Raw genomic sequence first — 12711 nt, 5'->3', positions numbered from 1 at the left:
CTCCCTTCTGTCCGCTCGACTTGCATGTATTAGGCACGCCGCCAGCGTTCGTCCTGAGCCAGGATCAAACTCTCCGAAAAAGTACAAAACCGAAGTTTTGTTTTTCGTCAGCGTTTGACTGACTACCTATGAAGTATCATAGGATTTTTTTATAAAAACTCGAATTAACAGGTACGTTTTGTCTTGTTTAGTTTTCAAAGAACTTGTGTGTCACTCTCTCAAAGCGACCACTTAAATATATCATATATCTCTATCAACAGTCAATGTTTTTCTTAAAAAACATTTTATTTTTTTAAGAAGTTTCCACTGTAGAAGAGATAAAAAATAGAGCCTCTTTTTGCTCCTTTGAAAGATTAACACATATCTATGAAAAAAGCATTATAAATTTCAAAAAAACTCATGTTTTTTTAGAAAAAAATAAAGCCGGTGAAGAACCGGCTTTATTTCTACTCAGATTGCGCTTGATCTGACTCTATAGTTTCTACGTTTTCTTCACTATTCTCTTCATCATCTTCTTGTGATTGTTCAACTAATGCCACTGTAGCGACATGTTCATCATCACCAAGACGAATCAGGCGGACACCTTGAGTGACTCGACCTGTTGTTGAAATGTCTGAAACGGCCATACGAATGATCACGCCGCTTCCTGTAATAATCATCAAGTCCTCTTCAGCTTCAGCATTCGTTGCCTTCACTGCGACAAGCGGACCATTGTTATCAGTGATTTTACATGTTTTAAGACCTTTACCGCCCCGGCTTTGAACACGGTATTCTTTTTCAGGTGTTAACTTACCATACCCTTTTTCGGTTACGATCAATACGTTTGCATCTGGTTCAAGGATTTCCATCCCAACGACGATGTCATCCTCAGAAAGCGTAATTCCTTTCACGCCAGCTGCCGTACGTCCCATTTCACGAACGTCTGTCTCGTCAAAACGAATCAGCATACCTTTTTTCGTTCCAATGATGATTTGTTTTTCTCCATTGGTTAAACGGACAGCCATCAGTTCATCTTCGTCACGAAGACTTAATGCGATAAGTCCATTGTTTCGAATGTTGGCAAACTGAGATAATGATGTTCGTTTTGATATACCGTGTCTTGTTGTAAAGAAGAGATACGAATCTTCATCAAATTCGCTTACTGGAATAATGGCATTAATCCACTCTCCCTTTTCTACTTCAAGCAGGTTAATAATCGGAATCCCTTTCGCCGTTCGTCCGAATTCAGGAATTTCATATCCCTTCGCACGATAGACCTTCCCTTTATTAGAGAAGAAGAGGATCGTATCATGGGTAGATGTTGAAATCAGCTGTTCTACGAAATCATCCTCATTGGTTCCCATGCCCTGAACACCTTTACCGCCTCTTTTTTGGCTGCGGTATGTTGATGCAGGCAGACGCTTGATATAACCATTATGAGTCAGCGTAATCACAATATTCTCAACAGGAATCAAATCTTCGTCTTCAATTGTTTCAATACCTGCCGTCACAATTTCAGTACGGCGCGTATCATTGAAACGTTCTTTGATTTCTGTTAATTCTTCTCTAATGATTTCAAGAACTTTCTCATTGTCTGCTAAAATGGCTTTCAACTCAGCAATCAAATCAACAAGTCCTTTGTATTCTTCTTCTATCTTTTCTCTTTCCAAACCAGTTAAGCGCTGAAGACGCATGTCAAGAATGGCCTGTGCTTGTTTTTCGGACAAGCTATAGTTCTCCATTAAGCCATTTCTCGCAATTTCAGCAGTTTGAGAGCTTCTAATTAATGCAATGACTTCGTCTAAGTGGTCAAGAGCGATTCTCAAACCTTCTAGAATATGAGCTCTTGCTTCAGCTTTACGAAGTTCATATGCTGTTCTTCTGCGAATGATCACTTTTTGATGCTCTAGATAATATTCAAGACATTGTTTGAGGGACAAGACTTTCGGCTGTCCATCAACTAGTGCCAATAAGTTGATCCCAAATGACGTTTGGAGTGTTGTTTGTTTATAAAGATTGTTTAATAGAACGTGGGCGTTCGCATCTCTTCGCAGTTCAATCACAATCCGCATTCCATTACGATCAGACTCGTCACGCAGATCTGTAATGCCATCAATCTTTTTATCGCGCACAAGATCAGCGATTTTTTCAATCAAACGGGCTTTGTTGACCTGATATGGAATTTCATTGATGACAATCCGCTGCTTACCGCTGGATGTTTCTTCAATGATAGACTTTGCACGTAATGTAATAGAGCCCCGGCCTGTTTCATATGCTTTACGAATTCCGCTTCGGCCAATGATTTGTCCCGCAGTTGGGAAGTCTGGTCCTGGAATGATATCCATTAGTTCCTGTGTTGTCATTTCTGGGTTTTGACTAATCGCCAGTACACCATCAATCACTTCACCTAGTTGGTGAGGCGGAATGTTGGTTGCCATCCCTACAGCGATACCTGTTGCCCCGTTGACTAATAAGTTCGGGAATCGAGCAGGCATAACGATTGGTTCTCTTTCACTGCCATCGTAGTTATCTTGATAATCAATCGTATCCTTGGTGATATCACGCAGGATCTCCATTGAGATTTTTGATAGACGCGCCTCAGTATAACGCATCGCTGCTGCACTGTCTCCATCGACAGAACCAAAGTTCCCGTGTCCTTCAACTAGCATATTTCGATAGTTAAAGTCTTGCGCCATACGAACCATCGCTTCATATACAGCGCTGTCACCGTGAGGGTGGTACTTACCGATAACTTCCCCAACGATACGTGCAGATTTCTTAAATGGTTTATCACTTGTCATACCTAGGTCATTCATCGCATACAAAATTCTTCGATGCACGGGCTTCAATCCGTCTCGCACATCTGGTAATGCACGCGAAACAATAACACTCATTGCATAATCTAAAAAGGACGTACGCATTTCTTGACTAATATTCACTTCGCGTACATTTGGTGTATGTTGTTCACTCACTATAAGAACCTCCCTTTACGTATCACATGAAATAAATTATGTGGGAGTAAAATATGTATTTATCTTCACAAGACTATTCTCCATTATATCAATAATCTCGGCTTTATACACATTAATTTACTAGAAAATCAACGAAAACACGGAAAACCAGGACATTCGTTTCACACCCCTGTTTCTTGAAAAACAACCTTATTCCAAACAAGAAATAAGGTTGTTCTCAGAAGGGATTCATCTAAATATCAAGGTTTTTCACGTATTGTGCATTTTCTTCGATAAAGTTCCGTCTTGGCTCTACTTTATCTCCCATCAGCATTTCAAATGTCTCATCAGCATCGATCGCATCCTCAAGTGTGACTTGAAGAAGTGTTCTCGCATCAGGATCCATTGTTGTTTCCCAAAGCTGAGTCGCATTCATCTCTCCAAGACCTTTATAACGCTGGAGTCCAGGCTTTGGTGTTTGAGGTAGTGATTTTAACAGCTCATCCAGCTGTTTATCGTTATACACGTACTCCACACGTTTTCCTTGCTGCACTTTATATAAAGGCGGCTGTGCAATATACACATAACCGTTTTCAATGATTTGACGCATGTAACGATAGAAGAATGTTAAGAGAAGCGTTCGGATATGCGCTCCATCTACATCGGCATCTGTCATGATCACAACTTTGTGATAGCGTGCTTTCTCTAAAGTGAAGTCTTCTCCGATTCCAGTTCCTAACGCTGTAATCATTGCGCGAACTTCGTTGTTCGATAAAATTTTATCTAAACGAGCTTTTTCTACGTTTAGGATCTTCCCTCTTAACGGTAAGATTGCTTGGAAGTGACGATCACGGCCTTGCTTAGCAGATCCGCCCGCAGAATCTCCCTCTACAATATAGAGCTCAGAGATGGATGGATCTTTTGAAGAACAGTCCGCAAGTTTCCCAGGTAAGCTGGAGACTTCCAGCGCACTTTTACGTCTTGTCAGCTCACGAGCCTTTTTGGCAGCCATTCTTGCACGAGCCGCCATCAGTCCCTTTTCCACAATTTTTTTCGCAGAATCAGGATTTTCAAGCAAGAATTTCTCAAGTGCTTCAGAGAAAAGGGAGTCAGTGATGGTTCTGGCTTCTGAGTTCCCAAGCTTTGTCTTCGTTTGTCCTTCGAATTGAGGGTCTGGATGTTTGATGGAGATAATGGCTGTTAAGCCTTCTCGCACATCTTCACCGCTCAAATTCGAATCCCCATCTTTGAATACGCCATTTTTACGAGCATAATCATTGATGACACGCGTTAGACCAGTTTTAAAGCCAGCTTCGTGCGTTCCGCCTTCATACGTGTTGATATTGTTGGCGAAGGAATAGATATTGCTTGTATAGGAATCGTTGTATTGTAATGCCACTTCAACCGTGATTCCGTCTTTCTCACCTTCGATATATACAGGCTCTTCATGAACGACTTCTTTTGAGCGGTTTAAATGTTCTACATAGCTCTTAATACCGCCTTCGTAGCAGTATTCATTTTTCCGCTCTTTGCCTTCACGCAAGTCTTCTATGATGATGTTTACACCTTTTGTTAAGAAAGCTAACTCACGCACACGGTTGGCAAGTGTATCATAATCAAATTCAATGGTTTCATTGAAAATTTCTGGATCTGGCACAAAGTGAGTGGTTGTCCCAGTTACATCTGTTTCACCAATAACCTCTAAATCTCCCACTGGAACGCCGCGTTTGAACTGCTGATAATGAATTTTTCCGTCACGGTATACGGTCACGTCTAAGGTAGTAGATAATGCATTTACAACAGATGCCCCTACACCATGCAGACCGCCTGATACTTTATAACCGCTGCCGTCGAATTTACCGCCAGCGTGAAGAACAGTCATAATGACCTCTACGGCAGGACGCCCCATTTTCTCATGAATTCCAACAGGAATCCCGCGGCCATTATCTTTTACTGTAATGCTGTTATCTTTTTCAATTTGCACTGTAATGTCTGTACAATAACCAGCTAATGCCTCATCAATACTGTTGTCGACAATTTCCCATACAAGATGGTGAAGTCCTTTTGCATTGGTTGAACCAATGTACATTCCTGGACGTTTTCTAACAGCTTCTAGTCCTTCAAGCACCTGTATCTGATTTTCATCATAACTATTATGTTGCTGTTCCATTGCCACGTACATTCACCTACACTTTTCTTAAACGATATATTTATATGAATTGAGCTTTTAGACTTCAATTTCAATCACAAACGAAGCACGTTTTTTGAGCGTGCTTGAGGAAAGAGGAGAGTAATAAACAGATTCAGTTGTGACGACAATGGATTTGGGTGTCCCTTGGGATAACGAAATGATTTGTTTCTCTTGTTTTTGTAGAAACTCTTCTACAACAGAAGACGACCTCATTTTGTAATCAACAATTGCGACAATCTCTCGTGTAGAAACAACACAATCATCACCTAAATGAATATACAAGACTCACACCTCATTTATCAGTCAATTACTTTTCCACTGGCTACTCTGAAAATTTCCGCTTCTTTCAGGGTGGCGTGATCGATACCTTCAACACTTGTTGTGGTGACGAAGGTCTGGACACGTCCCTGAATGGTATGGAGCAAATGAGACTGTCTGTAATCATCAAGTTCAGATAACACATCATCAAGTAGAAGAATAGGATATTCTCCGATTTCTTCATGTATCAGATCAATTTCTGCCAGCTTTAGTGAAAGAGCTGTTGTTCTTTGCTGCCCTTGAGAGCCATATGTCTGAACATCCCGACCATTTACAAAGAAAAGCAGGTCATCTCTGTGAGGTCCCCACAGTGTCACCCCTCGGTCTATTTCTCTCTCTCTTAGTTTCTGAAACGATTCTTCATAGCTATTCTTTATTTTCGACAAGTCTGACGCTTCTGATACCTCTATTGCCGTCTGGTATTGGAGCGTGAGTGTTTCTAGCTCTCTAGAAATCCCAAAATGCAGCGGCTGCGCCCATTTTTCGAGCTGTTTCGTAAAAGTCAGTCGTCTTTTGACAACTTTCGCTGCCGCATCAATCAACTGCTCTGTTAAAATCTCCAGCATCGCTTGATCAGTTTGCTTTCTTGTCTGCAATTGTTTCAAGTAATGATTACGCTGAGAGAGGATTTTTTGATAGAGCGATAAATCATGCAAGTAGACAGCAGAAACTTGTCCAATCTCCATGTCGAGGAATCTTCTGCGGATTTGCGGGCTGCCCTTCACAAGACTTAAGTCCTCTGGCGCAAACATGATGGTGTTTAACGCACCAACATAATGACTGAGCTTCTGTTGTTCAATGTGATTGACCTTACCCTTTTTCCCTTTTTTTGAGATCACGAGCTGCATTGGGAGTGGACCATTTTTTTTAATGACTCTACCTTCTATTTTAGCATAGTCTTGGTCCCATCGGATAAGTTCTTTATCATTTGACGTACGATGAGACTTTGCCATCGACAATACATAGATCGCTTCCATCAAGTTCGTTTTACCTTGGGCATTCTCACCGATCATGACATTCACCTTATTGTCGAATTGAAGCTCGGTGTGTTCATAATTTCGGTATGAAGTTAACGCCAGACTTTGAATGTACATGTATTGTCACCCGTTTCTAATTCACAACTTGAAATGTGCCGTAACCTTCTATCTCGACAACATCTCCTGGGTATAGTTTGCGTCCCCGTCTATTATCTGGCTCTTGATTAATGAACACCTCATGTTCACTTAAAAACCATTTCGCCATTCCGCCAGATTGGATGACTTCGGCTAATTTCAAAAACTGCCCTAATGTAATCATTTCTGTTTCAATGGTTATAAGATTAGGCATTGTATCGACCTCTTTCAATATCACTAATATCTAATTGTACTAAAAAACAAGACAAGAAGGAAAGGGGGAAAGCGAACTGGGATGAAAGAAAGCATGGAAAACGAGAAGAAAAGCTGCTGTGCACTCACACAGCAGCCATTTTAGATTGAATTAATACGTTCTTACCGGAAGAATCAATTGCAGGATAGAATCATCATTCGGCGTACGCAGCAGGAACGGTCTCATTGCACCAGTGAAGCTTACATGAATATCGGTTCCCTCTAATACTTTTAACGCATCCAGCATATATTTTGGACTGAAGGAGATTTTAAGATCTTCCCCTTTAATATCATCTGCTTGAACCGTCTCCACCACTTTACCGATCTCAGGCGAATTAGAAGAGATTTCAAGGCTTTGTTCAGGATCAGCTGACAGTTTCACGACATTATTACGTCCTTCTCTTGCCAAAAGTGATGCACGATCAATGGCTTGAAGGAACTCTTTCGTGTTGACCACGACATCCGTTTTACTTTCTTGTGGGATCAGACGAGCTGTATCTGGATAATTACCATCCAGCAATCTTGAGAAGAACAAGACGTTTTGTGCTTTAAAAAGAACTTGTGTTTCTGTAATGACGATGCTCACAAGATCTTGTCCATCATCAAGAATTTTACTTAGCTCTGTTAAACTCTTCCCTGGAATGACGACATTATACGAACTTTCCTCGTTAATATCTAACTTCGCTTTTCTTAAAGCAAGACGGTGGCTATCCGTCGCCGTGCATATTAATTCACCTTTTTCAACTTTCCAGTTTACACCTGTCAAGATAGGTCGTGTTTCTGAGGTGGACACTGCAAAAACAGTTTGACGAATCAAGTTTTTAAGCAGATCTGTCGGAATTTGAAATGCATGATGCTCTTCAATTTGTGGAAGATGCGGATATTCTTCAGCATCTAAGCCGTTTAAGTTAAATTCTGCTGAACCAGAGCGGATGATGGTCAGGTGATTTTGTTCTACTTCAATTTCGACAGTAGCCATAGGCAGTTTCTTTACAATTTCACTAAAGAAGCGGGCTTGAAGTACAATACTTCCCGGACGATCAATGGTGATAACCTCTAAATCTCCATCTCTTTGAGGAATGAAAGATTCAATTGAGATATCAGAATCGCTTCCTGTTAGAGAAACCCCTTCATCAGACGCAACAATTTTAATCCCTGTCAAAATAGGAATCGTTGTTCTAGAGGATACGGCCTTTAATACATCTTGGACACTTTGGACAAGACGATCTTTTTGAATCGTGAATTTCATAGTGGTCCTCCTAAATTTACTTAATGACATGTATATATATTTTATTAATAAAAATCGTAGAAGTAATAGTAGGGCTTGTGAATATGTGGATAAGTCGAGAAAAAGAAAGGAAAGACAGCCTATCCACATGTGGACAGACTGTGTATGACTATGCTCTAGTTATTCACATTTTCCCGTACTCATTATATCAGCTTGGTTATTTTAATTGTTCTTTGATCTCTTTGACATGCTGCTGAAGCTGTTCATCTTCAACGATTAATTTCGAAATCTTCTCATGAGCATGAATGACAGTCGTATGATCACGACCTCCAAATTCTTCTCCGATTTTAGGCAGAGAGGAATCGGTCATTTCTCTAGAGAGGTACATGGCAATTTGTCTTGGATAAGCAACTGACTTCGTACGTTTCTTCGCTTTGAAATCCTCTAATCGAATATTAAATTGCTGCCCTACAATTCTTTGAATATCTTTAATTGTAATGACCTTTGGCTTCGATGAAGGAATGATGTCCTTTAGTGCCTCAGCTGCTAAATCTGCATTAATGTCTTTATTAATTAAAGATGAGTAAGCAACGACACGAATCAAAGCACCCTCCAGCTCACGAATATTGCTGTCGATTTGATTGGCAATGTACAGCATGACTTCATTTGGAATATCTAAGCCTTCTGCTTTTGCTTTTTTGCGCAGAATTGCGATACGTGTTTCTAGATCTGGCGGGGTAATGTCTGTAATTAAGCCCCATTCAAATCGAGAGCGCAATCTGTCTTCAAGTGTCGGAATTTCTTTCGGAGGCCGGTCACTAGAAATGACGATTTGCTTACTTTCTTCGTGAAGTGTGTTGAATGTATGGAAAAACTCTTCTTGAGTTTGTTCTTTTCCTGCTAAAAATTGAATATCATCTATCAAAAGCACGTCTACATTCCGATAACGGTTACGGAAGTCGACAGCTTTGTTATCTCGGATTGAGTTGATAAATTCATTAGTAAATTTTTCAGATGAAAGATAGACCACTTTGGCTGATGGATTATGGTCGATCACATAATGACCAATCGCATGCATCAAGTGAGTCTTTCCTAAACCAACGCCCCCATAAATAAAAAGCGGGTTATATGCTTTTGCTGGTGCTTCCGCGACTGCAAGTGAAGCGGCATGAGCAAAACGGTTGCCTGAACCAATAACAAAAGTATCAAATGTATATTTTGGATTCAGCATATTTTGTGGAATGTCAACGGGCTCTTCTTTAGACATTTTTTTGATTGGAGACTTTGGCATGGCTTCCTCTTCGTCCTGATTTTGAGGAATAATAAATTTAATGCTGAGCTCTTCACCTGTTAGTTCATAGATGGTATCAGCAATTAAGTGAAGATATCTTGACTCGAGCCAATCTCTAGCAAATTCATTTGGTGCCGTAATTGTAAGCGTATCTCCCTGAAGAGAATGGGCTTTTGTCGATTTCATCCAAGTCTCAAAACTGGGTTTGCTCAATTTTGTCTCTATTTTTTGAAGTGCTTTATTCCACAGATCCAAAATATTTTCCATAAGGCCTCTCCCCCCTCCTTTTCTTTTTAAAATGACCAGTATCAAACTGTTATAGAACACGAAAAAGAGCAAATGGTCATCACCATTCGTGCACATACATTGTTGAAAACAATTAATATAGTAGAAAAACGTCTTTTCGACAAATTACACAAGCTGTGGATAAACAATTCAACAGGCTGTGTAATAACTTTCCACAGGTTATCCACAAATTGTGGATAATATAAATGGGCCAGATAAGTAATTAAGAGTTAAAACACAAATATAATATCAAAATAAACAAGATGGTGCAATGGGTGTCACAAACTTATCCACACACTTTACATCCTGTTGAAAAATAATTATCCACATCGGTTATTTGTGTGAAAAAAATGTCGATAATGGGTGTGGATAGTCTAAATATGCCGGAAAAATATCCACATCCATGTTTTGAAGGTCTTTTAGGAGGAAAAAAAGAATAAAATGCTGGAAACTAAAAAAGAAGGTTTCTTCGTTTGATAACTTATGTTATGCTTATAAGGTTGATAATAAGAGTTTTATCATTGATATTGACAATCGATGGGTTACACAAATATAATGAGTTAGACTGTCTTAAACAGCTATTCCTCAGGGAGGTGTCATAAATGAAAAGAACGTTTCAACCAAATAACCGTAAGCGTAGTAAAGTTCATGGCTTCCGCAGCCGTATGAGTACTAAAAACGGACGTCTAGTTTTAAAGCGACGCCGCAGCAAAGGTAGAAAAAAATTATCAGCTTAGGCCACTGAATAATGTCAGTGGTCTTTTTTACATAAAATCGTAAATGAACTGTCAGTTTTTATCGGAGTGGAAGAAAACATGAAGAAGCGAAACAGGCTAAAAAAAAATGAAGAGTTTCAAAAGGTGTTCAAAAAAGGTCAATCAATGGCAAATCGCCAATTCGTTATTTACCAGCTGGATCAGCCAAATCAAGATGAACTGCGTTTAGGATTGTCTGTCAGTAAGAAGATTGGTAATGCAGTGATAAGAAACCGAATTAAACGACTGATCCGTCAGGTGTTTTTAGAGGAAGGTCATAAGTTAAAGCAAGAAAAAGACTACATTGTCATTGCACGAAAACCAGCGAGTGAATTGACCTTTGAAGAAACAAAGAAGTCTCTCCAACATTTATTTAGAAAATCCGCTGTTTATCAACAACAACCGAAAAAGTCTTCGTAATAGAAACTTTCGTTGAATCAATTTTTAAAAGCGCTTCCTTCATCTAGTGAATTAAAATGAAACCACCACTTTGCAAAGAAAAAATGTTACCATACTGATTAGGTGAGTCACTTTCTTAATCAATTCCAACTTAAATAAAGTTTGAAGTCATGGGAGGAATCTTGTTGAAAAGGCGATTATTACTAATATTTAGCTTGATTGGCGTATTGGTTTTATTGGCAGGATGTACACAGATCAATGAACCAATTACATCAGATAGTAAGGGATTCTGGAATTCTTATATTGTTTACCCGCTATCTCAATTAATCACGTACATGGCAAACTTAACTGGTGAAAACTATGGTGTAGCGATTATTATTGTGACACTGTTAATTCGCTTGCTTATTTTACCATTAATGATTAAACAGTTAAGAAGTACAAAAGCGATGCAAGCATTACAGCCTGAATTGAAAAAGCTTCGTGAAAAATATAGCTCTAAAGATCAAAAAACACAGCAGCAGCTTCAGCAGGAAACAATGGCCCTTTTTCAAAAAAATGGCGTCAATCCGTTAGCAGGCTGTTTCCCAATTTTAATTCAAATGCCAATCCTTATTGGTTTCTATCATGCAATTATGAGAACAGCAGAAATTAAAAAGCATACATTCTTATGGTTTGACTTAGGCAGCCCAGATCCATTGTTCCTATTACCGATTATTGCGGGTGTAGCTACTTTCATTCAGCAAAAGCTGATGATGGCTGGAAATCCTTCGGACAACCCTCAAATGGCTATCATGCTATGGGTGATGCCGATTATGATCGTTGTGTTTGCAATTAGTTTCCCAGCAGCACTTTCATTGTACTGGGTTGTAGGTAACATTTTCATGATCATTCAAACATTGGTGATTAAAACACCTCAAGTAAAAGTTGATACAAAAGAAAAAGCTGGCGGGAATAAAAAATGAAGGAAATAACTGCTGTCGGTCGCACAATCGAAGAAGCAGTAGATTCCGGACTTAAACAAATTCAGCTACTACAAGAAGAAGTAGAAATCACAATAGTAGATGAAGGAAATAAAGGGTTTTTAGGATTATTTGGTAAAAGACAAGCTGTGGTCAAGTTAGTAGAAAAGATAAATGCACTTAAATTAGCTACACAGTATTTAGATAAAATTGTTAAGTCTATTGATCCTAAAGCAAAGATTATTTCCAAACAGGAACCGAAAAAGATTTCTTTCCACATTGATGGAGATAAAACGTCATTAATGATTGGAAAAAGAGGCCAAACATTGTACTCTTTAGAAACTCTGGTACAGCTAGTGTTTAATCGTTATTCTGATCAGTATCATCATATAACAATTGATATTGGCGATTATAGGAAGAAACGACAAGAAGCACTTGAACAATATGCCGTCAAAACAGCAAATCGGGTTTTAAAAACGAAGAGAAAGGTTCATTTAGAACCAATGCCTTCGAATGAACGAAAAATTGTTCATGATGCGATTGCTGCATTCTCTAAAGAACTTGCAACAGCATCTGAAGATACAGGCAGCAAGCGTCATGTTGTGGTGTTGTATAAAAAATAGCAGAAAGGCTAAGATTCAGCAAAGCTGGATTTTAGTCTTTTTTTATTGAAAAATTGCTTTTTATAGATGATTCATCCTTTATTTCTAAAAATTAAGTGTGAGATATGAGTGTAAAACGTCATTTTAACAAGTAAGTAAAGGGGTCAGGGCGTTTAAATTTATTGGATTTAGGTGTAAGATGTGAAGACAAGTTTCAAACGTCGTTATTCACATGTGGATAAGTTAAGTGTTAAAATAGATAAGATGCAAAGCTGTGGATAATTAGATATGGGATACTTTCACTTCGCTTTCATTTATGGTATCTTTAAATTTTGGATTAAGCGTTTTTGATATAGAGATGGACAATGTCCATTTAATAGATAACAGAC

At 39.0% G+C, this 12711-nt stretch carries 11 protein-coding genes and 1 rRNA gene; 4 read left to right on the top strand and 8 right to left on the bottom strand.

Annotated elements, in window-relative coordinates; genetic code table 11:
• From QSJ46_RS05020 to dnaA, 8 genes are all read right to left on the bottom strand, one after another.
• Positions 1-80, bottom strand: a 16S ribosomal RNA gene (locus QSJ46_RS05020); the annotation flags it as partial.
• A 366-nt stretch (positions 81-446) separates the two neighbouring features.
• Positions 447-2951: a DNA gyrase subunit A gene (gene gyrA, locus QSJ46_RS05015; protein ID WP_212040498.1), complete on the bottom strand. Its 2505-nt coding sequence runs from the start codon at positions 2949-2951 to the stop codon at positions 447-449.
• Positions 2952-3183: 232 nt separating this feature from the next.
• Positions 3184-5100, bottom strand: coding sequence for a DNA topoisomerase (ATP-hydrolyzing) subunit B (gene gyrB, locus QSJ46_RS05010; protein WP_047203629.1), 1917 nt, complete (start codon positions 5098-5100; stop codon positions 3184-3186).
• Positions 5101-5157: 57 nt separating this feature from the next.
• Positions 5158-5403: an extracellular matrix regulator RemB gene (gene remB, locus QSJ46_RS05005; RefSeq protein WP_039175827.1), complete on the bottom strand. Its 246-nt coding sequence runs from the start codon at positions 5401-5403 to the stop codon at positions 5158-5160.
• Between the two features lie 17 nt (positions 5404-5420).
• Entirely contained in the window at positions 5421-6533 is a 1113-nt protein-coding gene (recF, locus tag QSJ46_RS05000; RefSeq protein ID WP_024424075.1) for a DNA replication/repair protein RecF, read from the bottom strand.
• A 16-nt stretch (positions 6534-6549) separates the two neighbouring features.
• Positions 6550-6765 carry a S4 domain-containing protein YaaA gene (gene yaaA / locus QSJ46_RS04995; protein ID WP_008360916.1) on the bottom strand — a complete coding sequence of 72 codons (216 nt, stop codon included), beginning with the start codon at positions 6763-6765 and terminating at the stop codon, positions 6550-6552.
• A gap of 150 nt (positions 6766-6915) precedes the next feature.
• Positions 6916-8052, bottom strand: coding sequence for a DNA polymerase III subunit beta (dnaN, locus tag QSJ46_RS04990; RefSeq protein WP_039175825.1), 1137 nt, complete (start codon positions 8050-8052; stop codon positions 6916-6918).
• 196 nt (positions 8053-8248) lie between these two features.
• Positions 8249-9589 carry a chromosomal replication initiator protein DnaA gene (dnaA, locus tag QSJ46_RS04985; RefSeq protein ID WP_024424073.1) on the bottom strand — a complete coding sequence of 447 codons (1341 nt, stop codon included), beginning with the start codon at positions 9587-9589 and terminating at the stop codon, positions 8249-8251.
• Positions 9590-10209: 620 nt separating this feature from the next.
• On the opposite strand from dnaA, the gene rpmH reads away from it, so the two are divergent.
• The 4 genes from rpmH to jag all read left to right on the top strand — a co-directional run bounded on the left by rpmH (position 10210) and on the right by jag (position 12343).
• On the top strand, positions 10210-10344 hold the full coding sequence (gene rpmH / locus QSJ46_RS04980) for a 50S ribosomal protein L34 (RefSeq protein ID WP_073208224.1): 135 nt from the start codon (positions 10210-10212) through the stop codon (positions 10342-10344).
• Between the two features lie 78 nt (positions 10345-10422).
• Positions 10423-10782: a ribonuclease P protein component gene (rnpA, locus tag QSJ46_RS04975; RefSeq protein ID WP_008360906.1), complete on the top strand. Its 360-nt coding sequence runs from the start codon at positions 10423-10425 to the stop codon at positions 10780-10782.
• Between the two features lie 158 nt (positions 10783-10940).
• Positions 10941-11723, top strand: coding sequence for a YidC family membrane integrase SpoIIIJ (gene spoIIIJ, locus QSJ46_RS04970; protein WP_087976621.1), 783 nt, complete (start codon positions 10941-10943; stop codon positions 11721-11723).
• On the top strand, positions 11720-12343 hold the full coding sequence (gene jag / locus QSJ46_RS04965) for an RNA-binding cell elongation regulator Jag/EloR (RefSeq protein ID WP_039182938.1): 624 nt from the start codon (positions 11720-11722) through the stop codon (positions 12341-12343). Before spoIIIJ ends, jag begins: the two co-directional genes overlap by 4 nt.
• The last annotated feature ends 368 nt before the right edge of the window (positions 12344-12711 follow it).

Source organism: Bacillus sp. YKCMOAS1 (assembly GCF_030268125.1).
Taxonomy (GTDB): Bacteria; Bacillota; Bacilli; order Bacillales; family Bacillaceae; genus Bacillus; species Bacillus safensis.
The sequence above is the reverse complement of the archived record's forward strand: the minus strand, read 5'-3'. Positions and strand labels throughout refer to the sequence as shown.

What these genes read in the sequence shown, in the direction of transcription:
- recF (WP_024424075.1), bottom strand. Translation starts at nt 6,533, where the DNA reads ATGTACATTCAAAGTCTGGCGTTAACTTCATACCGAAATTATGAACAC.
- rpmH (WP_073208224.1), top strand. Translation starts at nt 10,210, where the DNA reads ATGAAAAGAACGTTTCAACCAAATAACCGTAAGCGTAGTAAAGTTCAT.
- dnaA (WP_024424073.1), bottom strand. Translation starts at nt 9,589, where the DNA reads ATGGAAAATATTTTGGATCTGTGGAATAAAGCACTTCAAAAAATAGAG.
- yaaA (WP_008360916.1), bottom strand. Translation starts at nt 6,765, where the DNA reads ATGCCTAATCTTATAACCATTGAAACAGAAATGATTACATTAGGGCAG.
- dnaN (WP_039175825.1), bottom strand. Translation starts at nt 8,052, where the DNA reads ATGAAATTCACGATTCAAAAAGATCGTCTTGTCCAAAGTGTCCAAGAT.
- jag (WP_039182938.1), top strand. Translation starts at nt 11,720, where the DNA reads ATGAAGGAAATAACTGCTGTCGGTCGCACAATCGAAGAAGCAGTAGAT.
- rnpA (WP_008360906.1), top strand. Translation starts at nt 10,423, where the DNA reads ATGAAGAAGCGAAACAGGCTAAAAAAAAATGAAGAGTTTCAAAAGGTG.
- gyrB (WP_047203629.1), bottom strand. Translation starts at nt 5,100, where the DNA reads ATGGAACAGCAACATAATAGTTATGATGAAAATCAGATACAGGTGCTT.